The sequence below is a fragment of the Aliiglaciecola lipolytica genome, from assembly GCF_018860635.1.
GTDB classification, from domain to species: Bacteria; Pseudomonadota; Gammaproteobacteria; order Enterobacterales; family Alteromonadaceae; genus Aliiglaciecola; species Aliiglaciecola lipolytica_A.
Window position 1 is genome coordinate 1 of sequence record NZ_JAHKPT010000002.1, and the last position, 24603, is coordinate 24603.

Genomic DNA, 24603 nt, shown 5'->3' on the forward strand with positions numbered 1-24603 from the left:
GATTCTTCAGGCTAAAGCCCATGCTACAAGGGGAGAGGGGAACATATATCTTGTAGGCGGGTGCTTTAGCCCCGCAAACGACTCCCATTGGCTTTTTCATGACGCACTTCGTTGATAATAAATAACAACTCTGCGGCTGCTTGAGCATCTGATAAGGCTCTGTGATGTCGAGTCATATCAATACCAAAATGCCGGGTTAAGTTGGCTAATGAATAAGACGGAAGGCCTGGAATCGCTTTGCGCATTTCTCGTACCGTACATAACTTGGGCATGCGAAAACTTTGTTCAAGACGTTCAAATTCGGCGCGGATAAAACCATAATCAAAATTGACATTGTGAGCGACAAAAACACAATCAGATAAGTAACTTCGTAAGCTTTCAGCGATTTCCACAAATAAGGGAGCATCACTCACCATTTCATCATCAATACCCGTTAATTGTGTGATTTTTTGCGGAATGTGCCGTTGAGGATTGATTAGCGTTTGCCACGTATCGATCACTTTCCCGTTTACAACCTTGGCGATACCTATTTCGGTTATACGATGTTGATTTGCACGACCACCTGTGGTTTCGATATCGACGACTGCATAGGGTTGTAAGGGATCTAAAAACCATTCAACTTGAGTGACTGCGACCTTAAAGCCTGATTTTCTTAGTAGCTTTATGGTTAACAATTGGTTTTTACGCAATTGGTCTCCAGGGGCTTTTATTTCTTCAAATCTCAGTCCGGTGTTATCGACTACCATGATATCCGGATAACCGTCAGCGTAGTTTTTAAAGTCCTTTGCCATCATTCTCAAATGCTCTTTGAGACCTTCATTGTCAACATGATCAAAAAATACCGCTAAAACTTCGAGTAAGGATTTGTGCCAACGAAAAATTCCATTGGGGCGACCGTACTTTTCAAGCATAACTTTAGATACTTGTTTGAATGTGATTTGCGCACTGGTCATTCGGTATAGGCGAGTTTCAATATCTTGTTCGTACAGATTATAAAAGTTGTTTTGATTGATAGCCTGGGGTTTGTAATCGAATTCAGTGACTAACGCATTGCTATCCATTTCAAAAAGTTCATGCCAAAAAACTAAACCGAACAATGCTCGCCACAATCGGTTTTCAGTGCGAAAGGCCTGTTTTTTTTGTTTCTGATAAAACAATTTTACGCCATGTTCCACCGAATCCATGTACATTTCATCAATAAGTACTGTTGTTGATTGTTCTCGTAACATGTCGGTGAGCGTACTGGTGCGTTTTTGCTGAAATTTACGGGCCAAAAAGTCTTCGGCAAACGATAATAGTACTTCAGAATCTGGTTCCTCAATAATCATTTCTAAACGGTTTTTCACCCACTCTTTTTCACCTAACTTGTACTTTTCACGGATCACTTTTTCTTGTGCTAAAGGCTCCGAAGATGCGGCTAATAATTTTATGCCAAGAGACTGGTCGTGGGGGAGTATGGCTTTGCCTAATCTTAATAGAAAACGGTCACAATGTTCATTGGCTAAGGTACCTTGTGGAGTTGGAAATGATGGGAACTGTTGGGCAAGTGCAATTTGTTGCTCTGGTAATAAAGACATGACTTCACGCCGTTGATGAGCATAAAAAAATGCACTCTTAGCTTCGTCAATGAAATCGAATCGCGCATTGTCAGTACTGACCCCTCGTTGAGTTGGCATAATCCCCAGATCGCGCATTGAAAACTTGGATAAGTTACTGTTCAGATCACCAAAAAATAAGAATAAAAAATAGTTTATGTGCTGATCTTGCCCTCGGTGCAACACAACAGTGGGATCTAGAAAGGCGCAGAAGTCTTCAAATTGACAAAACTCATTCACTAATTGTAAATAATCAGCTTTACTTTGGGAGCTTTTAAAACTGACATTCGCATTACGCAGCACTTGGGCCAATTCTGGTTTGGTTAGATTATGAGTTAATTCAGCAAGATGCTCTTTTTTTACTTCAGTGTAAAAGCCTTCTGTTATAAGCCTCTCTAGATGCAATTGGTGATCGTTAATCTCATCATAAAACAATGAGTTACGTCTGATTATTGGAGATTTTCTATTTAATCCACGGACATACAAACATTGTGCATCTTCACAAAGAGTATGAAATTTACCGATAAAAGCACTATCTTCAATAGAGAGTAAATGTGCACAGGGTCCGGAAACAAACGCGAGAAATTCATGAAAATGAGTTAAATAGTATTTACTGGGGAGTTCTTTCATCAATAGATTAAAAATTTTGCTGGGACACAAAGCCAGTGTATTTTAAAAACTACTGTATATCCAGTCAGTATTGGTTTGTTTTTCAAACTTTTTCGACGCCTTTTACGTAAACAAATTAATCTTTTACAACTCAAGGAGTAGCCATGAGCCTCACAGTAGCAAGTAAATTTGAGTGTCCATATTGTATGACTTACAACGATCTGGAGATAGATGAAGCCAACGACATCAATCAGCAGCAAATAGTAGATTGCCAAATATGTTGCCAACCCATTGAATTACAAGTAATTGATAATGGTTTCGGCATTGAGGTGATTGCAAAGCGGGATGACGAGTAAAGAGCAAGCGGGATGACGAGTAGAGAGCAAGCGGAATGGCGAGTAAAGAGTAAACCCGATCAAGAGTGAAGAGCGCAGGAGGCAAGAAAAAGAAGTCAGGATAATCAACGAGTAGCCTGAACAGCAGAGAACTTCCATGTCGAGCAATCTGCTGCCAACACACAAATGTACAAAGAGTGAGCAGATTACTTGACACTTAGCTGTAGAAGGATGCGTCCTTTATCGCGATATTATTCTTGTCCAAAGGCTTTTTCTGGTATACTCCGCGAAATTTTGAACCCTTAACTTCTTGGTACAATACATGACTGTTATGCGACAGCCTGTTCAGCGAATGAAATCTGAAAGAGGGCTATTTTCCTATCCTAAATATTGGGCTGAATGTTTTGGCCCCGCTCCATTTTTGCCAATGTCTCGAAAGGAAATGGATCAGTTAGGCTGGGATAGCTGTGACATTATTATTGTGACCGGAGATGCTTACGTAGATCATCCTAGTTTTGGAATGGCTGTAATCGGTCGTGTACTCGAAGCTCAGGGCTTTAGAGTTGGAATTATTTCGCAACCAGACTGGACCAGCAAAAAAGATTTTATGCAGTTAGGTGAACCCAATTTATTTTTTGGGGTAACCGCTGGCAATATGGATTCTATGATCAACCGCTATACAGCGGATCGAAAATTACGCCACGATGACGCTTATACCCCCAATAATGAAGGTGGAAAGCGCCCTGACCGAGCCGTTACCGTTTATACTCAACGCTGTAAAGAAGCCTACAAAAAACCAGTCATCATTGGTGGTATTGAAGCCAGTTTAAGACGAATTGCCCACTACGATTATTGGTCAGACAAAGTAAAACGCTCTGTTTTATTTGACTCAAAAGCAGATATGTTGATGTTTGGTAACGCAGAACGTCCGTTACTGGAAATCGCCCATCGATTCGCCGCAGGTGAGACTATTGCTGACATGCAAGATGTCCGTGGTACTGCAGTAATTCGCAAAGAGCCATTACCTGAATGGCAAGGTGTGGATTCTACACACGTTGATGTAATTGGAAAAATTGATCCTATTCCCAGCCCCTATGAATACATTGAAGATAAGTGTGCGGCAGCTGAAGATGAACAAAACAAAGTTATCGATGACGCGCAAAAAGCGAAACCGATCGTAGTTCAGCCATTTACTTCTAAATCTCAGCGCAGAAAGCCTTGGGAGAAGACGTACGTCATGCTACCTCCCTATGATGTGGTACGTGCAGAGAAAACACATTACGCCCATACATCACGGATCTTGCATCAAGAAACCAATCCAGGTTGTGCTCGTGCACTGGCCCAGCGCCACGGTGATCGCATTATTTGGATTAACCCGCCTGCTTTTCCATTGGAAACTGAAGAGATGGATGCGGTGTTTGATTTACCCTATGCTCGCGTACCTCATCCTAGTTATGGGAAAGCTAAAATTCCTGCTTACGATATGATTAAAACGTCGGTGAATATCATGCGGGGTTGTTTTGGTGGTTGCACTTTCTGTTCGATTACAGAGCATGAAGGCCGGGTTATTCAAAGTCGCTCAGAAGAGTCAATTATCCGTGAAATTGAACAAATTCGCGACAAAGTTCCCGGTTTTACCGGCGTGATCTCTGATCTAGGCGGTCCGACTGCGAATATGTATAAATTGCGATGTAAGAGCGCAAAGGCGGAACAAACATGTCGCCGTCTTTCATGCGTCTGGCCGGATATTTGTGGACATTTGGACACCGATCAAACACCTACCGTTGAGCTTTACAAAAAAGCTCGTAAAGTGGAAGGTGTTAAGAAGGTATTGATTGCTTCAGGTGTACGATATGACTTGGCCATTGAAGATCCTAATTATGTTCGTGAATTAGTCACCCATCATGTGGGCGGCTACTTAAAAATAGCTCCAGAACATACTGAAAAAGCGCCATTGGATAAGATGATGAAGCCTGGTATGGGTACTTATGAGCGTTTTAAAGAAATGTTCGACAAATACACCAAAGAAGCAGGTAAAATTCAGTATCTTATTCCATATTTCATTTCTGCCCATCCTGGCACAGAAGATATGGATATGGTGAGTTTGGCCATGTGGTTAAAAGAGCACAATTTTAAGTTGGATCAGGTGCAAAATTTCTATCCATCACCGATGGCCAACGCCACTACCATGTATCACACGGGTAAAAATCCGATTCATAAAGTCAATCACAAAAGTGAGCAAGTTACAGTGCCCAAAGGTGAGATACACCGCCGTTTGCATCGTGCTTTTTTGCGTTATCACGATCCAGCAAACTGGCCAGTGATCCGCAAAGCATTGAAAGAAATGGGTAAAGCGCATTTGATTGGCAACGGACCCAAGCATCTAGTGCCTCTAGAAAGCAAAGAGGAACTAAGTGGTAAGGCGCACAATGCATATGCAAAACGGTCTCGAAACAAGGCATATGCCAAAGGCAAAGGAAATGCTAAGGCTCAGCAAGGATTGACACGATTCAGTGATAACCAGCCCCACAACAAGGCGGCGGGCAAGTCCAACAAAAAACGTTAATTTAGTCCCCAACGCGGTGCTAAAGCACCCGCCTACAGGGTGTAGCACGGGATTTATCCCGTGGCTGTTTGATACATCGAGGCTAACGCGGGGCTAACTCATCCACCTACAATATGTAGCACGGGATTTATCCCGTGGCTGTTTGATACATCGAAACTAACGCGGTGTTAACGCATCGCCAACAAGGTGTAGCACGGGATTTTTCCCGAGGCTAAGCCACAACTACACACGTTCATTGTTATCTAATGCCTTAAAAAATATATCGCTGTCTTGGCGAATATGTCTTATTTTGTCATCTTTCATCTTATTTAGCGTGGCGTATGGCATGCCTAACCTTGGGTTTGTGGCGAGCTTTTCTCGATTGCGATCTAAAAAATCCCAATAAAGATAATTGAATGGACAGGCCTGGGCACCAGTTTTCAGTTTGACGTTGTAATGGCAATGTTGGCAGTAATTCGACATTTTATTGATATAACTTCCGCTTGCAGCATAGGGTTTACTCGCGAGTAGTCCACCATCAGCATATAAAATCATGCCGCTAACATTGGGCATTTCCACCCATTCATAGGCATCGGCATACACAATCAAATACCACTCATTGACATCATCAGGGTGCACCCCAGCCAATAACAAAAAGTTACCCAATACCATTAAACGTTGAATATGATGGGCATAGGCGTTGTCTCGTGTTTCGCTGATGCATTGCTGCAAACAATTCATATCGGTTTCTGCATTCCAGAAAAAACCTGGTAATTTTCGCTGTGCATGCAACGCATTTTGCTTTTTATAATCGGGCATTTTTAGCCAATAAATACCTCTGACATATTCTCGCCAGCCAATAACCTGACGAATAAAACCTTCGACGGAATTAAGCGGGGCTTCGCCATTACGATATGCATTCTCAGCAAGCTCAACGACCTCTTTGGGCAGCAGTAATCCACAGTTCAAATAAAAGCTGATATGGGAATGAAAAAGCCAAGGTTTACCTTGCACCATGGCATCTTGGTATTGGCCAAAGTTTAGTAACCTTTGGCTGACAAAATCTTTCAACACCACTAAGGCTTGCTGACGTGTGGTGGCAAAGTGAAAATTGTCCAAATTGCCAAAATGCTCAGCAAATTCAGACTCAACCAGTTTCAATACATCTTGAGTGATGTGATCGGGGTCAAACTGAGTGTGCGCAGGAACCTCGACATCTTTATCCATAGCATTGCGGTTAGCGCTGTCATAATTCCATTTACCCCCGCTGGGTTGATCAGCTTCCATCAAGGTCATACTTGACTGACGGATTTGTCGATAAAAAAACTCCATTCGCAGTTGTTTTTTATCTTTTGCCCAATCAGCAAAATCATCTATATGACTTAAAAAGCGGTCATCGTCCAAGATCTCCACGGGAATACCTAGCTTTTGTTGCCAACTTTGAAAATCTTTAAGTACACGGTACTCGCCGGGAAATGTCAGCGCGACTTTATCTATCTCTAGGTTTTGACAGGTCCGCTCCACTTCCTTAAAAAGGCTGCCTTGGTTATCAACATCTTCATATTTTATATAACGGACTTGATACCCTGAGTCCGTTAATTCTTTGGCAAAGTGACGCATGGCAGAAAATAAAAATGCGATTTTCTTTTTGTGATGTTTTACATAGCTGGCTTCTGTTTTTACTTCCGCCATCAAAATTAAATCACTGTTTTTGTCACAATCTCGCAGGCTTGCTACCGACATACTTAGCTGATCGGCGAGAATTAATCTTAAGGTGTTTGCCATGGCTTTCATTTCATCCTGTCATTTAGGCGTTTTTAACCGCTTCATAGGCATCTAAAGCTTGTTGGCGCGACTCTTTTAAATCCACCAATGGGTGAGGGTATTCATCACCAAGACGGATTCCTGCTGTTGCTAAGACTTCTTTAGGTGCGTCCCATGGTTTATGGATGTACTTGTTGGGAAGGTGTTTTAACTCAGGGCAGTAATGACGTACGTATTCACCTTCACTATCAAATTTTTCACCTTGCGTAACAGGGTTGAAAATCCTAAAAAATGGCGATGCATCGGCACCAGAACCTGCTATCCATTGCCAACTTGCACTATTGGCGGCCAAATCAGCATCTAATAAACAGTCCCAAAACCAACTCTCGCCATGATGCCAATGGGTCCGTAAATTTTTCACTAGGTAGGAGCCAACGATCATGCGCACACGGTTGTGCATGTAACCGGTCTGCCACAGTTCACGCATACCCGCATCAACAATGGGCACGCCTGTCTGACCTTGTTGCCACGCTTGCAAGTCATTATTGCGACCACGCCACTGATATTGATTGAATTTGGCATTGTAATTTTCACTGGGTAAGGTCGGAAAGTGATATAACAAGTAATAACTAAATTCACGCCAGCCAATTTCACTTAAAAAACAATCCATGTGCGGGTCTTCCATGCTGCCGTTAAATTTATGTAAGGTGGCATACCATATTTGGTTTGGAGATATCTCTCCAAAATGTAAATGCGGTGAAAGATGAGATGTGCCATTAAGGCTGGGTACGTCACGGGCTTGTTTGTAATCATTTATTGGCTCATTTAAAAACTCACTCAGTGAAACACCGGCTCCCTCTTCGCCAGGCTGCCACTGGTGTTGCATCTGTTTGTACCAGCTAATTTCCGGCAACAACTCAAGGCTATCTATTCCTTGATCCAGCTTATTTTGATAAATAAAATTAGCTTGTTTTGGGGCTGCCTCAACGGAACGAGGAGAAGGCGCTTTTAAACATCCTTTGCGGTAAAAAGGAGTGAACACTTTGTAAGGCGAACCACTCTGGTTCATGATTGTCCAAGGTTCCCATAATAAAGAGCCATTAAAACTATTTACCTGCACGCCATCTTCTTGCAACTGCTGTTTTACTGCTTTATCGCGATGTATCTGCCAGGGTTCATAGCAGCGATTCCAGACAACTTGAGTCGCCCCAGTTTGTTGAATAATCTTTTGTAATACATCAATGGGATTGCCGCTAGCGATATGCAGCTTACCGTCTAGTGATTTGTTCAAGCTGTGTAGCGAGTGATGCAGCCACCATTTACTGGCTGCGCCTGGTGTGAAACTTTCGGCATTGCAATTATCATAAATATAAACGGGGATAACATCGCCGTTGTTACAAGCCTCGAGCAGTGCAGGGTTATCCCGCAGGCGAAGGTCTTGCCGAAACCACATGATGCTAATGGGGGTGCTCAATGCCTTGATCCTTAATAATCAATTTAAACAATAATAGGTTAATACCCCATGTTAATGTATATGGATCTCACAGTTATGAAATTATGTTTTCTAAAGGCTGAATCTCAAAAAAACATTACTTCTAACTAGCTTTTGCTCAAAGCTCATTTGGTGATAGCAACTACTTTTGGGGCAGATGTTTTACATCCCCCCAACTTTAGTTAATTGATGATCAGGATTTCTACTCGTCTATTCTGAGCTCGACCTTCCGGTGTTTCATTGCTGGCGACAGGTTTTTCTTTACCAAATCCTTGGGATTCAATACGACTATCGTCAATATTGCCCACTTTAGTCATAAAGTCAGCCACGGTCTTTGCTCTGTTTTTAGATAAATCTAAGTTTAATTCAGCGCTGCCGGTAGCGTCGGTATGACCGGTTACCAAAATATTTGAGGCAGGGAAACGTCTCACCGCATCAATAATTTTGTTCAACAACGCAAAGTTAGATGATTCAATTTCACTACTTCCAGTCTTAAATGAAAACCCGTGAGCACGAATTAATACATTATCTAACTGACGATAAACCGTCGCTTCTTCCTGATTAAATAAAGATTGCACGCCTGCAAATCTTGCACTGTCTTCGCGTTTAGCTTGTTGCTCATTTTCCAACTGAAGTTGCGCGGATAAAAGAGCTTCGTCTTTGTCTCGGGTTATTTGTGATTCTCTATCTTTCGAAGATGTTTGCAAGGTCATTAACTGGGTATTAAGTTCTTCAATACGTTGGCTATTCATCTGGTTTTCGGCTAATTTTGAACTAACAGTTCGCTGTACATCAGCAATGACCTCTTTGTTGGTCTGATTGAATGCTAAATCACCTGAAAATGGAGACATTGCGGTTTGTAATTGATCTTGGTACCAAAGCACTTTTTGTTCTTCACTGAAATCCGCATTTTTAAAATATTGATTGATCTCGGCAACACCCTTGGCCCGCTCGACCAGCCAAATCGCTTTGTTAGAATGCACATTGGCTTTTTGAGTATTTGCTCTATCCGCTTCCAAAGTACTTAATGCTAGCTGATATTCATCTTTAGCTTGAGAGATAAGGATAGGCGTTACATCGTCCAAGTTCTGCTTTTCAGCATTCTCAATCGCGCGTTGAGCGACACTAAGCATATTGGTTTTAAGAGCTGCTAGTTCGGTCGCTAAATATTGATTCTTTAGTTCATTGATGTCTCGCTTTGCGCGGTCTTCTTCACCTACTTCAAACCACGTAAGCATTTTTTTAAATTGCTTTTCAGAACTATTGAAATTATCTGGCACCAATGTATCAGCGCTGACTCCAAGGGCTTTATTTCTGGCCACAAACACTTCTTCAAAAACGTATTTTGCTTTGCTCGAGTGTGTCTTCGCAGCGTTTATTCTATCAACGACTTCTTTGGCGGACGCATTAGCGGTATTGTTTCCAGATTCAGCTTGTCTTAATGCACTGTCATAAGCTCGTTGAGCCTCTTTCATTTGTTCAGGAGAGTAAAACGCCAAATCATTTATATTGGCCTGCTCTAGCAACTCTGTGGCTTTTTCAAGCACTGGAAATTGTTGCATTATTTCCGTTTCAGATAAGTGAACTTTCGATGCACAGCCTGATAGCAGGGCAACACATATCGCCCCAGCAATTAATTTTCTTTTCATGTTTATTCCCCTAATTGGAGTTAATTTTGTCTTTTTTGTGTGTACGAGTGGCTTTATTAAAAAAGTCACCAGTTGTAGGCTGGAATTGACCGGTTTCACTAACACGCAAACGTAAAAGTTTGTACAACGGTTAGCATTCAATTATCGTATTCTTTAATTGTAGTTAAGTTTTTAAGAGTCGTTAGATGAATCAGTTTTCCAAAGAATATCTCGTGGTTGCGCAAAACGCGTCTGGGCGGAATATGAACGTGCCTTTGTATCGTTTTAAAGGCAGTAAACCAGGTCCCAAGGTGTACCTACAAAGCTCGATTCATGGCGCTGAGGTGCAGGGGAATGTAGTAATTTATCATTTAATTCAGATGCTTAAAAATCTGGATATATGTGGTGAAATTACCCTAGTACCAAATTGTAATCCGGTGGGCACCAACATCAAAGCTGGTGAGTATACCTTGGGCCGATTTGATCCCATCAATGGTACAAATTGGAATCGGGGTTATTATTATGATCAAAACTTGGTGACTGAATTTGTCGATACGGTAGCCAATGATGAACCGCTGCAATCGATTAAATCCCGTTTTCGTCAGGCTATCAAACAGAAAATTGATGATAAGTTAACGGATACTTGGGGATTAGGGCTTGCGCAACAGCTTAACTTAAAATTACAACAATTAGCTTTTGATGCCGATATTGTGATTGATTTGCACAATGGGCCTGTCTCTACAAGGCATATCTATGTGCCTGAATATGCAAAAGCGTCAGCGTCTTTGTTTAATATTCCTCATGTTATTTTGATTCCCAATAAATTTGCTGGTGCTTTAGATGAAGCGACGTTTTGCCATTGGTGGAGTTTACAAGACTTATTAACTGAAAAAAGAGCTAATCCAATCCAGTTCGAAGTTGAAGCCTTTACCTTAGAGATGGGTTCTCAAGAAGTGATTAGTTTCGATGAAGGATTGTACGATGCACAAAGTATTCTGTCTTACTTGAATGCCAAAGGCTGTCTAGTGGATGCCCAATACACCCCAAAAGACATGCAGCGAGTGGCAGTCACACTAAACAATTACAAAATCCTTTATACCCACCAAGGTGGAATAGTCGATTATTTAGCAAAACCCGGTATGGAAATCAAAAAGGGTGAGCCCCTAGCTAAGGTACTTAATGTCGATGAACTAGAAAATGAACGGGGTACAGAAACGATTTGTGCACCATGTGACTTAATTCCGATTTTGCATTTTCCATCCGCTTCGGTGTTGAGCGGTACACAATTGTATAAATGTTTCACCAATTATTTCCAGTTAACCTAAGGTCTAATTAGACCCATTAAAATGCTGGATATCGAGTATGTTTATGGCATACTCAAACGAAGGCGAGTCTGTGCTCAGTTTGTTATGCCGTTAGTACAAGGAAGTTCATGTCGACAAATTATAATAATAATGAGAGTGTGTATAACGCTCCGGCTGCCGATTTGGGTAACTTAGAGCAGCATGATTTAATCGACAAAAACGCCTTTTTTGTGGTTTCCCGCACTAAATTAATTATCTTATCTTTTTGTACACTTAATCTTTATCTCATTTATTGGTTTTACCGTAATTGGAAATTGCAAAAAGACAATGCCGATTTTGATTGCACTCCTATTGTCAGGGCTATTTTTAACATATTCTTTACCCATTCGTTGTTTGCGCAAGTTAACGATGCCTTGCAGTCTAAAGGTATTGCGTGCAGGGCATCAGGCTTAATGGCAACTTTTTATGTAATCACCATTATAGTTTCTGCTTTAACTAATCGCTGGGAACCGAGCGTTGATCAACTCGCCTTATATGTAGTATTTTTTCTGGCAACGATCGCGCTGATATTGTTACCTATTTGGTACGTCCAAGATCGTATAAATCAGGTTTGTGATGATCCCCAAGGCGCACAGAACGCTGCACTGACGTTAACCAATTGGATATTTATCTTACTCGGCTTAATTTATTGGGGTTTTGTATTTATGGGTATATTTATATCTTTTATTGGGTAGTAAACAAGAGTTATACGGTTGAAAATAGATAATCAAATAAATTTAGAAACCCCAGAAGGCATTGATATCCAGCTCACGCCAGCAGGTATTGGCGTGCGCACTTTATCCTTTATTTATGATTTACTTATCCGTTTAGTCATTATGCTCGCAGCTGGTATAGCTTTGTCTTTTGCGGGTAATATGGGAATAGGGTTAATGCTCATAGCGGCTTTTTTGGTGGAATGGTTTTACCCAGTGATATTTGAAATAACAAAAGGTCAAACACCAGGTAAAAAATCCTTTGGCTTAACCGTCGTTTATGACAATGGTTTGCCAGTTACCCTTGCCGGTTCATTAATTCGAAACTTATTTAGAGCGGTTGATTTTTTGCCTTCGTTTTATCTGCTAGGGGGAATTTGCCTACTACTTTCTAAGCACAATAAACGGGTAGGGGATTATATTGGCGGCACTATGGTGGTGTATAACGAAGCACCACTTAGAATGAGTTATTTTAACTTTGAAAAGCAAAAAAATGTAGAGCTACAGCTAGATCCAGAAATGCAGAAATCGATTATAGCGTTTGCTGAGCGCAGTAAAACCTTAAGTGCTCAGCGGCAGCAAGAATTAGCCAATATTTTATCACCCATTCTCAATGTGCAAGGTCCTGAAGCCGTTAGCCAACTTAAGTCTATTGCGGCTAATTTGGTGGGTAAAGCATGAAGCAGCATGATTTTATTCAATCACGTCAAAAACAATGGTCAGATTTTGCTGAAGCGATAAAAGATCCCAATAAACTGCATGAATACGATATTGATCTTCCCCATGCATTTCGGCAGTTAACTCATGACTTGGCCGTGGCAAAAAGTCGCCTTTATAGCCCAGCGTTAATTTCCCGCTTAAACGATCTTTTGCTACAGGGGCAGCAGTGTTTGTACAAACCGAGTAACCGGGTTTGGGCACCATTTTGGCAATTTGTTAAGTACGATTTTCCCGCTCAGTTATTGCTTATTCGCCGCTATGTGATTTGGGCACATATATTATTTTATGGTTTAGCCCTAATTACCTTTTCGGTCACTATGATAGAACCAGAATTTGTGCGAAATGTAATGCCCAATTCGCAAGTTACCCAATTAGAACAAATGTACGATCCGGCATCCCGCATCGATGAAACCACCGGAAACTATCGAAACGAAAGAGATTCTGATAGCGATTTTCTAATGTTTGGATTCTATATAAAAAATAATATATCCATTGCATTTCAGTGTTTTGTGGGAGGTTTTTTATTGGGGTTTGGAACACTCTATTACTTACTGTTTAACGCTATATTTTTTGGTGCGGTGAGTGCTCATATCGTGAATGTCGGATTTTCTAGTACATTTTTTTCTTTTGTTATTACCCATGGTTCATTTGAATTAACGGCCATTGTGTTGTCTGCGGCTGCTGGGGGCGTAGTAGGAATGCATATTATTCGACCGGGGCAATTGTCACGCACGGCGGCTTTGAAACAGGCCGGTAAAATTACATTTCCGATTATTTTTGGCGCATTTTTAATGTTGGTGGTTGCTGCGTTCATTGAAGCTTTTTGGTCGAGTAGCACACTACTTCCCAATGCAGTGAAATATGCAGTGGGCAGCGCCTGTTGGCTGTGGATTTTGCTCTACATTTTTCCTAGAAACCCTCGTTCTGGCGAGAAATCGTCGTGAATATTGATAACCTAACGTTGGAAATTCGTCCTCGTAATAGTTGGCGGTCCTTTGATTTAGGTTGCCGCATGGCCTTGCGTTGGTATCGATCATTAATCAGTTTTTGGCTGGTGGTTACCTTACCCATATTTGTATTGGCCTGTGCCATTGATATTGTTTGGGGTGTAGTCGCTTTTTGGTGGTTGAAGCCTCTGTATGAAAGAGGTTTGCTGCATATCTTGAGTCGTCAGGTGTTTGGCGAGACGGTCACCGCTAAAGATGCGATTAGAGCTTGGCCTCGATTATTGAAAAAACAATGGTTTGCTAGTATTACCTGGCGTCGGTTATCACCTACTCGCGGGTTTGATTTAGCCATTCAACAATTAGAAGGTCTAGATGGTGTTGCTCGCAGCAAGCGTTTATCTATCTTGCATCGAACGATTGATGATAATACCGCTTGGTGGACATTTATCTGTCTCGGCTGGGAGCTGATCATTATCTTTGGTTTAGTGGCCCTTATTAGTTATGTGGTGCCGGCGGGAGTGGAGTTTGATTATTGGCTGGTGATCACGAGCGATAATTGGGGTACCGAACTGACATTTAACCTATTTACTTACCTCGCTTATTTACTTATTGCGCCTATTTATATTGCAGGTAGTTTCGCAGCCTATCTAAACCGGCGAGTTATCTTAGAAGCGTGGGACATAGAAATTGGCTTCAAACGAGCCATTAATAAAGTTACCAAACCAGCATTAGGGGCGGTGGCAAGTTGCATTTTAGCAGTGATGTTATGTTTTTCACCGGTATCTGAAAGTTGGGCAGAAGATAGCTCAGCAAAAATTGAATTACCGCAGTTTGAAGATAATCAATATTCAGAGCTTAAAGATACAGATCCCGCAAACCAACAAAATATTGAGTTTGAAAGTGAAGCAAAGATTCAAGCAATACTTGATGTGCCGCCTTTCAATGGTCAGCAAACTGAAACTGATTATCGCTGGGTGGGCTGGGGGTCAGACGACGAAGCTGAAAGTGACAGTGAGAAAACAAGCTCTGATTTACCGTCTTGGTTAGTCAATGGCTTGATGTTTTTTGCAAATTTTTCTGAAGTACTAATGTGGCTGGCGTTTGGCGTTACCTTGTTATTGTTGGTTTATCTGTCAAAAGACAATATTAAAGGTTTTTTTAATCAATCGCCTAAGCAACCCGCAACAGATGAATTAGAAATGCCTTTGTTTAGTCAGGCTTATCAAGGCGATGCCATGCCTGATGATGTCGTGTCAGAAATAGATTTACTGTTCGACGCTAAAGCCTATCGCAAATTGATGTCATTAATGTTGATAACCAGCTTACTGGAAATCAGTAAAGAGCAGGCTCTACCTTTGACCAAATCAATGACCGAACGGGAATGCCTTGAAGTGATTAAAACCTCGGTTGTCGGTGAACGAAGTGAGTTTATGCAACGCCTAGTCGACACTTGGGTGCACTTAGCCTGGGCACATAAATGGCCAGAAAAAACAACTATGCAACTGTTATGTGAACAGTGGAAAACCCTGTTTGCAGATGCAGAGGTTGGAAGATGAGAAACGCAACATGAGTACCTCAAATTTACAGCCTGTGGAAGCAAAGCAAACCTGGACAGTACGGGTATTAATGGCGCTGATAATATTGGTTGCTGGCGTGTTTTTGTATAATGGATTTGAGTCTTATGAAAAAGTAACCGACATAGGTTTTAATGACGAAGCCCGCGAACAACCGTTTTTAGCGGCTAAATTGTTCCTTGAGGCGGAAGGTACTGAAGTACAATTACTGGAAGATTACCGTTTGTTGTATGCCAACAATGAATCTGCCATTTTTCCCACCACAGACGACACCATCGTTTTATCCGAAGGCGAAATTGCGTTATCTAAGGCTATAGCGAAGCAACTGATTGACTGGGTAAAATCTGGTGGTCACCTGATTATGGCCCTTAATGCTAGCCAAGACGCTGATGTTTTTCGCGCCAATGCACTTATTCAAGAATTAAACCTCGCTGTTAATTGGTTGCCAGAAGACACCGAGAACGTGTTTACTCCAACTGAAATAATCAACCCAGATGACCAGCCCCTAATGGTTAATTTAGAAAACCGTTATCGTTTAGTTTTACCTGCAGATCCAAGTGTTTTTTATACTGCAGGGGATTTATACGGGCCCACATTTGCGCAAATGGAGATGGGCGATGGATTGGTTACTATGTTAACCGATGTTTATATTTGGAATAATTATCAAATAGCTTACGAAGATAATGTGGAGCTATTAGATCAATTAGTGGGCAACTCATCGAAAGTGTACGTTTTTTCGACCCAGGAACTGCCTCATTGGTTTAGTTTATTGTACGATTTTGCGCCTTATTTTATCTGGTTCGGTAGCGTATTGCTTGCCCTGAGTATGTGGCACTGGGCGATGCGTTTTGGTCCTATTTTGCGTATCGATGAACATAATTACACGCCTTTTTCATTGCATATTAAAGCCGCTGGTGAGTTTTATTGGCGGCAAAAACAGCAGCGGGAATTAATCGACGAAATTCGTCATTCTATTATTGTCGCTTTACACAAAAAGCGCCCCGCCACTAAGAGTGCAGACAGACAACAAATGCTTGAACAATTGTCACAGATAAGTCATTGGCCAATCGAAACCATCAACACACTTATGTTTAGTCAAGCTCAAGTTAATGAAACCCAATTTACCCAAAGTATAGCGAGTCTCCAGACTCTCAGGAAAATGTTATGAATGACGCTGAATTAGATCCCAATCCAACGCCCGAGATACCTGTGCAAGAAGACAGTGTTGAAGGCCAAGTAGAATCGTTAATTGATGGTCAAACCCTTGAAAAAGCATGTGCGCAAATTAACGCTCTGAAAAGCAATGTTCAGCGCCTGTTAATTGGTCAAAATGATGTTGTAGAACAAGTGATTATTGCTTTCTTAGCTGGCGGCCATGTGTTACTTGAAGGGGTGCCAGGTTTAGGCAAAACCTTGTTAATACGCGCGTTGGCAAAGAGCATCGACTTAGATTATAAACGGGTGCAATTTACACCTGATTTGATGCCTGCCGATGTAACAGGTCACTCGATGTTAGACATGGCAACTGGTAAATTCGCGTTGCGCAAGGGGCCGGCTTTTACGCATTTATTACTGGCAGATGAGATTAACCGAGCGCCGGCAAAAACTCAGGCTGCGTTATTAGAAGTGATGCAGGAATATCAAATCACCATTGATGGGCAGAGTATGCCGCTAGAAACCCCATTTATGGTGTTGGCAACCCAAAACCCCATCGACAATGAAGGCACTTACCCGTTACCAGAGGCTGAACTCGACCGCTTTATGTTGAAGGTGCTCGTGAGTTACCCAGAGCATCAGGATGAAATCACCTTAACCAAACTGAATACTGAAAATCAAACAGGTATAGTCAATGCCTCGATTCAAAGTGTACTGAGCAAGCAAGATGCATTATCACTTAAAGCCTTGGTAAGTAAGGTGCTTATAGACGATAAGGTTGTGGACTATGCGGTAGGCTTAGTGCGTGCAACCCGTGAGTGGGATGGGATTGTGCATGGTGCAGGGATCCGCGCAAGTATAGCGCTAGTGCAAGCGGCGAAAGTGAAAGCCCTATGTGAAGGTCAAGGCTTTGTGACTCCTGACCACATTAAAGCCATGCTCTTACCTGTTTTGCGACATCGTATTATTTTGTCTGCAGAGCGGGAAATATCCGGTTCTTCGGCAGAGCAAGTGCTATCAGAAATAATTCAACAGGCGGCTTCTCCAAGGCAATGAAACGTATTAGGTTAGCTCCTTCAAAGCGATTACTTAAATGCTTTGCTGTGCTGTGCATAGTGGGTTTGGCATTGCCAATTGTTATTCATTTTAATGGCTTAACGCAATTGTCTGGTTTACCCATGGGACTGGCGCTAATTGCTATTGCATTGGCTGGGTACGATTTAATTATCAGTCGCCACCCACCGCAAGTGGCAGTTAAAAGAGAAGTGCCGAGCAATTTATCCGTGCATGTGGAACAAAAGGTTAGCATTGCTATGGCTAATCGTGGGTATTATACCTTGAGCCTCCAGTGCAGTGAGATAATCCCTGAGCACTGGCATTGTTCTAACAACTTTCACGGTTGTCGATTAGAACCCGGACAAATCGCAGAGTTTGACTATCAAGTTACGCCAAGTCGAAGGGGGCCTTCGCAAATTTCGGCTACTGAAATTAAAGTCGAATCGAAGTTTGGCTTTTGGGATTATGTGTATTGGATTGAACACGTTAGCGAACATAAAGTATTCCCTAATTTTACTGCCATTTCAGATTTAGCTGGTTTGCAAGGTAGCGTTAACTTAACCCAAGCAGGCTTAAAAAAGTTTAATAAACGTGGCAGTGGCATGGATTTTCTGCAGTTACGTGACTATCGTGAAGGCGAAAGTATTAAACAAATTGACTGGCGAGCAACTAGCCGGTTTAACAAACTCATTTCAAGAGAGTATCAGGAAGAAAAAAATCAGCATGTCATCATAATGTTAGACTCAGGCCGACGTATGCGTGTGCAGGACGACGATCTGAGCTATTTTGATCACGCACTTAACTCATTGATCATGCTGTCTTACACCGCTTTGAAAAATGGCGACAACCTTAGTTTGCAAAGCTTTGGAAGTGAGTCTCGCTGGTTAAGTCATGTTCGAGGGGCCCAAAATGTCAGTAAAGTCATGCAGCATTTTTATGATCTGTATCCGCAAAAAATAGCCAGTGATTATTTAAGTGCAGCCCAAGAGTTGTTGGTCAAGCAACCGAAACGAGCGTTAATTTTGCTAGTCACTTGTCTTCGTGATGAAGATTTTGAAGATTTGCTCAAAGCGGTACAATTACTTAAAGCTAAGCATTTGGTGGCCGTAATTAGTATCGAAGAGCCTATTTACAAGCGTATTGACGACGAGCCAGTAGAAACGTTCGAACAAGCAATTATGTATGCCTCAGCCCATAAAATTAAAAAATCCATAGATCGTAATGTACAACGCTTAAAACAAAAGGGCGTAATTTGCATCAATGCGCCAGCTTCTCACCTCACTCCAAATGTATTAAATACCTATTTGAGTATTAAAAAGGCTGGCTTACTGTAGCGTTCAAATGTGAGTCTAAGCTGTTTAAATGACGGTTGAGTATCTATGTATATGTTGATTTTTAATATACCCGTCAAAGCTCATACAAATATTTCTTATCAGCAATCTAGCTTTGTTTTTGACCTTAATTTGCAATGCATCCACTTCCACAAGATTGTCGTCTACAAAAGGTTGTAACGAACGCAGACTTTGCTGGAAATAGCTGTCGAAATGAATGTCGTATAGGTTTTCAACTTGGGATTTGTCGACTTGAAAATTACACATTAATTGGCTAATGACAAAGCCCCTTATTTGGTCATCGAGATTTAATTTAACCCCCTTGTGAACCGCGTTATCTGATTCATTTAAAGCTTGGTAATAGTCGGCTAACTGTTTGTAATTCTGACTATAACAGTCACCAATATTACTAATAGCCGATACGCCAAACCCTAATAAATCACAGTTTGCATGGGTGGTGTAGCCTTGGAAGTTTCGGTGTAATTGGTGGCGCTTTTGAGCCAAGGCAAGTTCGTCATTAGGTTTGGCAAAATGATCCATACCGATCATCATGTAGCCTGCATCTAGGAATCGTTCAATTGCCAATTTCATCAATGCCAGTTTTTGCGCAGCATTGGGGAGCCATTCATCACGCAATTTGCGCTGCGCTGGAAAGCGTTCAGGTAAATGCGCATAGCTAAACAGCGATATCCGTTGCACACCCATTTGAATCACTTTGTCCAAAGTGCGTTCAAATCGTTCGGGTGTCTGATGGGGCAAACCATAGATAAGATCTAAATTAACGGATCTGAATCCAATCTTATTCGCTTGGTTAACGATTTGCTCGATCAATTCAGTGGACTGAACTCTATTTATCGCTTTTTGCACCTGCGGATCGATATCTTGAACGCCGATACTGAGTCGATTAAAACCGATGTTAGCAAGGTGATCGATATAGTCTAAAGTTAAGTTTCTGGGATCTATCTCTATGCCAATTTCAACATCTTGGCTGAGAACGAAATGGCTTTTTAACACGGCCATTAAATTCGAAAGTTGTTGTTTACTGAGAAAACTGGGCGTACCTCCGCCTAAGTGAATTTGCCGAACAACATGCTTTTTAAAGAGCTTTTGGCGCTGGGTAATTTCACCTATTAAATAGAACATATAGTCGTCCGATTTTTCAGGGTGACGAGTAACTATTTTGTTGCAGCCACAGTAATAACAAAGGCTATGACAGAACGGAATATGTATATAAAGAGACAGATCTGTATTAGGTGAGGTTTTTACTGCTTTGATCAAATCATCATTGTAGAAAGACTCGTTAAAGGATAATGCCGTAGGGTAGGAGGTATAACGTGGCCCATTAGTATTATACTTTTCAAGTAATTGAGGATCGAAAAAGCGTTTTGAGTTCATGTTGTTTTCGCAATAATCATTTAGTCATTGCAGTTTAATTGGTTAGCGAAATCCTTTATTGATCTTGCGCAATATTTTGCTGATTTTAGAAATGTATTAATAAAAGCTGAATTGGAAGTAAAAAAAATGGCAGATAATCTGCCATTTTTTAGGTGTGAATACGTACTGCCGTCGTTAGCGTTCTCGATAACCAAAAAACTTATTTGCTATGATTTCTTCAGCAACACTTTGTGGAACCGCATTTTCCCATTCTCCGCGACCTGAGGAGAGTTGTTTCAATAAGTCTCGGGAGTAAATCGAAAATAATTCGTTATCACTGCACTCAATACCAGCAAGGTAGCCATTTTCCAATAAATGTCGATATAAGAAGCGTAGATGTTCTGGCACTTTAACTAGGGTGAAATCGTTAAGTTGGCCATTCTCGTCTATCTCAGGGTAAATATACATTCGGGTATTGTCTGGAAATAGTTTACCAAAACCTTCCATTATTCCGCCTTCAACCCCTTTATAGCTGTCTTCATCAAAAATCTGCTTGATGTTAACCATGCCCACTACAATGCCAATTTGCATTTTGGTGTATTGGCGGAAGTAAGCCCGCAACGAGAAATAACGGGTATAGTCTGAAACCATTACGTTATAACCCAACGAATTAAGCAATTGCACTCGCGCTACTATGTCTTTTTCGGGCATTTGCGCGTCATTCCCTTTCATATCATTTAATGATATTTCAGCAATAACCGCGGTATTCGATTTACTCACATCTTTTAGTTCATAAAACGAGGTTTGCCCTTGTTCTATCATATCTACATTGAGTTTAGTGACTGGTCTGAACGAGCCGCGAATGGTTAGGATATTCTTTTTGTACAACAATTCAGCCGGGATCGCCACGCTGCCATCGGGTTTGAACATAACTGCACGGGTCTTCCAACTGCGGATTAAGTGCAGATTCTTCGCGCGATTATCTACATCAAGGAAGTAGGGACCTTTGAAGTCGATAAAATCAATTTCAACACGGTTAGGTTTTATATTATCGGTTAATGAATCGATAATCATTTTAGGATCTTCAAAATAGAAATAAGCAGCGTATATTAAGTTCACACCAATTACGCCTAATGCTTGCTGCTGAGCTTCAGCATTGTCGTCAAACATGCGCACATGTACTTTGATATCAGAAGGCTCTGCACCAGGGTACATTTGAATACGAATACCAATCCAAGCGTGACATTCGTTTTTGCGGCCAAAGCTCTTAGCAGCTACTGTTGCGGCATAGGCAAAATAACGAGAACTTTTAGAGCGAATATTGCCAACTCGATCTACGACTAAATCGAATTCTTGTTCCATCATTGCTTGAACGCGAGCTTGGCTCACATAACGTCCGTCTTGTTGCACGCCATAGATAGCATCTGAAAAAACCATGTCATAGGCAGACATTGTTTTAGCTATGGTTCCGGCTGCCGCGCCGGCTATGAAAAATTGTCTGGCAACCTCTTGTCCTGCGCCTATTTCAACAATAGTCCCGTATTTTTTTTCGTCGAGATTGATTCGTAATGCTTTTTGACTTGTTGATCTAGAACTGACTTGTTTATCCATTAATTTCCCCAACTGATGTGCCACGGTGGAATAGTAGAATATCCTAAAAAAGAGTTACAGAGAAAATTTGTATTAAATAACTGAAACTTACGTGACTACATCAGATGGAATGCTGTTAAAGCTAGTTTAAAAATAGCAAATTTAGAATTCTGACTTAAACTTAGGGTGGTTTATTTATGGAGGCCACCATTATGAAAATGCTTAAAATGCTATTAGTAATGAGTTTGTCTTTTGCCTTAATTGCATGCAGTCCACAACAGGCAACGTTGTCAAGTCAAACATCTGAAGAACAGCCCTTGAAAGACTCTCAACTGTCAACTGATAACGAAGTTGAATCCCCTCCTTGCTCATATAGTTTAGGTTTTGATATCTGGGAACCTTACCAATACATCAACGTTGATGGTGAGGTGAGTGGCGTCGATATTCAAATTATCACTGGTGTTATTAATGAAATGGGATGCACGGTTTCTTATGTGCAAGGTACCTGGGTTTCGCTTTTAGAAGACTTACGCTTAGGTAACGTCGATATGCTCATTGGCGCATCAAAAACCCCAGCGCGAGAAGAGTTCGCGTATTTTAGTGCACCTTACCGCACTGAGCAGTTTTCATTGTACATACGCAATGATGATAAAAAGCGTGCCGCCTATAATGATATAGATGAGTTTATCGCTAATGGTAGCAAAATAGGCGTCGTAGGTGACTACTATTACGGGCCTCAAATTACCATTTTGCAAGATAGCAAAGCGTCCTCTAGTAACTTTGTGAGTGGTATTATGGGGGAATTAAATATTGCCCGATTATTAGATATGGATATTGACGGTTTTTTAGAAGATAGTTTTGTGGGAGCGTCAATACTGCGCAGAAAAGGATTAGATAACTACATTGTTGAACATGGCTTTACAGTTACTACTGGAGATATTTACGTCATGTTCAGCCAGTCAAGTGTAGCTGAAGCGGATGTTCAAAAATTTAATTCGGCGTTAGATGACTACATGCAAATGGATAGCTACAAACATACGCTGCAAAAATACAGTAGATAATGTCAAAGATGTTTGCATTGACTAAGCGTTGCGCGGTTTTTTAGGTGTCATTGTCAAGAGTTCTGTACATTTCCACTATTCATTTGGTATAAGAGCATCACAAATCAAATGATGGGGAAGTAATGGAACTTAATTTAAATGAATCTGCTGTTGAACTGATTCAATTGTCACTGGCACCGGTGTTTTTAATTGTTGGTATGGGTCAAATGATGAACGTCATGACCGGCCGTTTAGCGAGGATCATTGATCGGGCTCGTTACTTTGAACGAATTGGTGATGTTGACCCATCTAAGATTACCGAAAAAGCTAAAAATGAATTAAAAGCCCTACGCCGCAGAATGCGCTTTGCCAACTGGGCTGTTACGTTTTTAACAGCAGCAGCTGTGACCGTGTGTCTGGATGTTATTTTATTGCTGATGAATGGATTGACTGTGGTGAATTTGGATACGACTATTATTTCGATGTTTATTCTGGGAATGGTGCTTATCACCGGTGGATTGATTTCGTTTTTCTTAGAAGTCAGTGTTGCTAACGCTTCCCTTAAAATTCCATCATATAAAGACTATTAAAAAAGCCATGTTAACATCAGTTAACATGGACAATGAGCTAAAAACAGATATATTAGGTTAATGTCCTTGTGGCGTTTCCTCAAAAGATTCTAGCCCCTCTGCACGTACTACCGGATAACCTAAATTCATCCAGCCAAAAATCCCTTCATACAACACAGCCGTATTGGCATAACCTGCTTGGTTAAACTTATCCATAACGTACTCAGCCGCCGCTCGAGGGCAAGAGCAATAACCGACGATCAATACATCTTTCGGCATTTCTCCAACGCGCTTTTCGATATCAGAATAGTAAGGAAATGGTACTGAGCCAGCTAAATGGGCCCGTTGCCATACTGACGTCACTCGGGTATCTATCAGTACCATACGTTTTTTCGCTTGCATGGCGGCATGTAAGTCTTTAGAGGATACATATTTGCCCTGGTCCAATTTAAAATTAGGATCTTCACCTTGCGGATTAATAACGTACTGATCAGGTGAAGGGATTTCTTTTAGTGGCACTTTAGTGATTTTTGCATCACTGGCTTTACTGCGAATAAAGGCAGTGAGATTATCAATATCAGTTTCTGATAATTTGTCGGAAAAGCCTCGCATAGGCGTATCTTCGCGACCTTTTTCGATGGCGTAACGAATAAATTCATCTTTATTGTGAGCTAAAAAAGAGGGGTTAAAAAGCGCCGGAGCGGTAACACCTTCGCCGTTTTCACCGTGGCAAGTGGTACAATTTTGCTGATAAATAGTCTCTCCTTTGACTATATCGCCATTCACAGGGTTTTCACTTAGTTTTACTCTCTGCGCCCCAGACTGCCAGAATAACCAATACGTTAGATCCCAAGTTTCATCCAACGTCATGGGGCCGCCCACTTCATCTAAGTAACCCCCCATGGCAGTGCCGTGGCGACCATAAGACATAGGACGTAATATTGAGTGTGGAACGCCCGATTCAAATAAACTTTTGCTACGTAACGAAGGTGCGTGGTCGTTTTTATGACCTTCGCGATCATCACCATGACACAATGAACAGTACTTCTTATAATTACTGGCGGCCAATGTTGCTTGCTCGGCCGTCAGCTCACGGGGAGGTTCTTGCTTTTCATAAACACGTTCAGCGTTTGCCGAAAAAGAAATACTAAAGCTAACTAACAATATCCATATTAATCCAGTCACTCTTTTCACGACAACGTCTCTATGTTTAGGTTTGAAAG

At 41.4% G+C, this 24603-nt stretch carries 19 protein-coding genes; 12 read left to right on the forward strand and 7 right to left on the reverse strand.

Translation table 11 applies throughout. The features are described 5' to 3' along the window. Positions 1–65: 65 nt before the first annotated feature. The gene (locus tag KO530_RS00010; protein ID WP_216046344.1) at positions 66–2225 is read right to left on the reverse strand and encodes an exonuclease domain-containing protein; all 2160 of its coding nucleotides are present in this window, start codon (positions 2223–2225) and stop codon (positions 66–68) included. A 143-nt stretch (positions 2226–2368) separates the two neighbouring features. Between KO530_RS00010 and KO530_RS00015 the strand changes: the two genes are divergently transcribed. Together KO530_RS00015 and KO530_RS00020 are read left to right on the forward strand one after the other, a co-directional pair. Then, entirely contained in the window at positions 2369–2560 is a 192-nt protein-coding gene (locus KO530_RS00015; RefSeq protein WP_216046345.1) for a CPXCG motif-containing cysteine-rich protein, read from the forward strand. 301 nt (positions 2561–2861) lie between these two features. Next, the gene (locus tag KO530_RS00020; protein WP_216046346.1) at positions 2862–5105 is read left to right on the forward strand and encodes a YgiQ family radical SAM protein; all 2244 of its coding nucleotides are present in this window, start codon (positions 2862–2864) and stop codon (positions 5103–5105) included. A gap of 222 nt (positions 5106–5327) precedes the next feature. On the opposite strand, the gene KO530_RS00025 is transcribed toward KO530_RS00020, so the two are convergent. The 3 genes from KO530_RS00025 to KO530_RS00035 all read right to left on the reverse strand — a co-directional run bounded on the left by KO530_RS00025 (position 5328) and on the right by KO530_RS00035 (position 9989). Continuing rightward, on the reverse strand, positions 5328–6869 hold the full coding sequence (locus tag KO530_RS00025) for a cryptochrome/photolyase family protein (RefSeq protein ID WP_216046347.1): 1542 nt from the start codon (positions 6867–6869) through the stop codon (positions 5328–5330). Between the two features lie 22 nt (positions 6870–6891). Next, the gene (locus KO530_RS00030) at positions 6892–8322 is read right to left on the reverse strand and encodes a cryptochrome/photolyase family protein (protein WP_216046348.1); all 1431 of its coding nucleotides are present in this window, start codon (positions 8320–8322) and stop codon (positions 6892–6894) included. Between the two features lie 200 nt (positions 8323–8522). After that, the gene (locus KO530_RS00035) at positions 8523–9989 is read right to left on the reverse strand and encodes an OmpA family protein (RefSeq protein ID WP_216046349.1); all 1467 of its coding nucleotides are present in this window, start codon (positions 9987–9989) and stop codon (positions 8523–8525) included. Positions 9990–10174: 185 nt separating this feature from the next. Between KO530_RS00035 and KO530_RS00040 the strand changes: the two genes are divergently transcribed. The 8 genes from KO530_RS00040 (at position 10175) to KO530_RS00075 (ending at position 18810) form a co-directional block, all read left to right on the forward strand. After that, complete coding sequence (locus KO530_RS00040) at positions 10175–11293, forward strand: succinylglutamate desuccinylase/aspartoacylase domain-containing protein (RefSeq protein WP_216046350.1); 1119 nt, start codon at positions 10175–10177, stop codon at positions 11291–11293. Positions 11294–11400: 107 nt separating this feature from the next. Further along, on the forward strand, positions 11401–12006 hold the full coding sequence (locus KO530_RS00045) for a hypothetical protein (RefSeq protein WP_216046351.1): 606 nt from the start codon (positions 11401–11403) through the stop codon (positions 12004–12006). A gap of 18 nt (positions 12007–12024) precedes the next feature. Continuing rightward, a complete protein-coding gene (locus tag KO530_RS00050) occupies positions 12025–12705 on the forward strand; it encodes an RDD family protein (RefSeq protein WP_216046352.1) in 681 nt (226 codons plus the stop codon). Beyond that, positions 12702–13688 (forward strand): stage II sporulation protein M, encoded by a 987-nt coding sequence (locus tag KO530_RS00055; RefSeq protein WP_216046353.1) that lies wholly within the window; start codon positions 12702–12704, stop codon positions 13686–13688. Before KO530_RS00050 ends, KO530_RS00055 begins: the two co-directional genes overlap by 4 nt. Continuing rightward, on the forward strand, positions 13685–15247 hold the full coding sequence (locus KO530_RS00060) for a hypothetical protein (RefSeq protein ID WP_216046354.1): 1563 nt from the start codon (positions 13685–13687) through the stop codon (positions 15245–15247). The genes KO530_RS00055 and KO530_RS00060 overlap by 4 nt, the downstream gene beginning before the upstream one ends. A gap of 10 nt (positions 15248–15257) precedes the next feature. Further along, the gene (locus KO530_RS00065; protein WP_216046355.1) at positions 15258–16433 is read left to right on the forward strand and encodes a DUF4350 domain-containing protein; all 1176 of its coding nucleotides are present in this window, start codon (positions 15258–15260) and stop codon (positions 16431–16433) included. Next, positions 16430–17476 (forward strand): AAA family ATPase, encoded by a 1047-nt coding sequence (locus KO530_RS00070; protein ID WP_216046356.1) that lies wholly within the window; start codon positions 16430–16432, stop codon positions 17474–17476. Before KO530_RS00065 ends, KO530_RS00070 begins: the two co-directional genes overlap by 4 nt. Beyond that, the gene (locus tag KO530_RS00075; RefSeq protein WP_216046357.1) at positions 17473–18810 is read left to right on the forward strand and encodes a DUF58 domain-containing protein; all 1338 of its coding nucleotides are present in this window, start codon (positions 17473–17475) and stop codon (positions 18808–18810) included. Before KO530_RS00070 ends, KO530_RS00075 begins: the two co-directional genes overlap by 4 nt. Positions 18811–18834: 24 nt before the next feature. Here KO530_RS00075 and hemN read toward each other — a convergent pair whose 3' ends face one another. Then, positions 18835–20202, reverse strand: coding sequence for an oxygen-independent coproporphyrinogen III oxidase (gene hemN, locus KO530_RS00080; protein ID WP_216046358.1), 1368 nt, complete (start codon positions 20200–20202; stop codon positions 18835–18837). A gap of 174 nt (positions 20203–20376) precedes the next feature. Then, on the reverse strand, positions 20377–21792 hold the full coding sequence (locus KO530_RS00085) for a TonB-dependent receptor (protein ID WP_216046359.1): 1416 nt from the start codon (positions 21790–21792) through the stop codon (positions 20377–20379). A gap of 191 nt (positions 21793–21983) precedes the next feature. Here KO530_RS00085 and KO530_RS00090 point away from each other — a divergent pair, with 191 nt between their 5' ends. Together KO530_RS00090 and KO530_RS00095 are read left to right on the forward strand one after the other, a co-directional pair. Then, positions 21984–22832 (forward strand): substrate-binding periplasmic protein, encoded by an 849-nt coding sequence (locus tag KO530_RS00090; RefSeq protein WP_216046360.1) that lies wholly within the window; start codon positions 21984–21986, stop codon positions 22830–22832. A gap of 122 nt (positions 22833–22954) precedes the next feature. Continuing rightward, entirely contained in the window at positions 22955–23401 is a 447-nt protein-coding gene (locus KO530_RS00095) for a DUF2721 domain-containing protein (RefSeq protein ID WP_216046361.1), read from the forward strand. Positions 23402–23458: 57 nt separating this feature from the next. Here KO530_RS00095 and KO530_RS00100 read toward each other — a convergent pair whose 3' ends face one another. After that, positions 23459–24574: a c-type cytochrome gene (locus KO530_RS00100; protein WP_216046362.1), complete on the reverse strand. Its 1116-nt coding sequence runs from the start codon at positions 24572–24574 to the stop codon at positions 23459–23461. Positions 24575–24603 lie beyond the last annotated feature (29 nt).